This window comes from Roseateles sp. P5_B10 (assembly GCF_056400485.1).
In genome coordinates this window covers 1-918 of sequence record NZ_JBFULE010001333.1, presented here as the reverse complement: position 1 = coordinate 918, position 918 = coordinate 1, and the positions used below count along the sequence as shown (strand labels likewise).

Genomic DNA, 918 nt, shown 5'->3' with positions numbered 1-918 from the left:
CCGCTGCACTTTGCCTGCCGCTTGATCCGTCGCGCCCTCGCGTCGGGCAAGCCGGTGGGTGTCTGCGTGGGGGCGGCGCAGGCAACTCGTCTAGACGAGTTGCTGTGGAGCTTCGACGCGGCGGAGTTCATCCCGCATCGGCGTTGGGACGGCGCCACGGCGCCCGCGCCGGGCGAGGTCCTCTTGGTTGATGACGCGGCGCGTCTGCCACACCGCGGATTGCTGTTGAACCTGCGCGACGACATGCCTTCGGATGCGCTTGCATTTGAACGCGTGCTGGAGGTCATCGGACAGGCCCCCGAGCGCGTTCAAGCTGGGCGTGCGCGCTATCGCGTCTACCAGCAGTCGGGAGCCAAGCTGGACCACTTTTCCGCGGCGGGTTGACAACGCTGCGTCCACGCTTTCCCGAATGAGAGCCCCCCGGATTTGGGGTATGTTCAATTGGTTGAAAAATCAACGGTTCTCTGTTTGTTCCTCTCTCTTTCAAACTGGAGTTGATCCATGCAAATCAAGTTGAATATCGTGGTGGGTGCAGTTGCAGCACTGCTCAGCGGCGCTGCCATGTCGCAGGACCTGGTCGTCAAGATCGGCCACGTCGCACCGACCAGTGGCGCGATTGCCCACCTGGGCAAGGACAACGAACTGGGTGCCCGCCTCGCCATCGAGGACCTGAACGCCAAGGGCGTCATGATCGGCGGCAAGAAGGCCAAGTTCGAGTTGCTGGCTGAAGACGACGCCGGCGATCCGAAGCAAGGCACCGCCGCCGCGCAGAAGCTGGTCGACTCCAAGGTCAACGGCGTCGTGGGTCACTTGAACTCGGGCACTTCCATCCCGGCCTCCAAGGTCTACAGCGACGCCGGCATTCCGCAGATCTCGCCGTCGGCCACCAACCCCAAGTTCACCCGCAACGGCTACAAG

At 63.2% G+C, this 918-nt stretch carries 2 protein-coding genes; both read left to right on the top strand.

Features of this window, described 5'->3' with window-relative positions:
* A partial coding sequence (locus AC1DU6_RS33125) for a DNA polymerase III subunit chi (RefSeq protein ID WP_477862552.1) occupies nt 1-384 on the top strand: 384 nt, incomplete at its 5' end.
* A gap of 117 nt (nt 385-501) precedes the next feature.
* Nucleotides 502-918: branched-chain amino acid ABC transporter substrate-binding protein (locus AC1DU6_RS33120; protein ID WP_477862550.1), on the top strand; the 417-nt coding region annotated here is incomplete at its 3' end.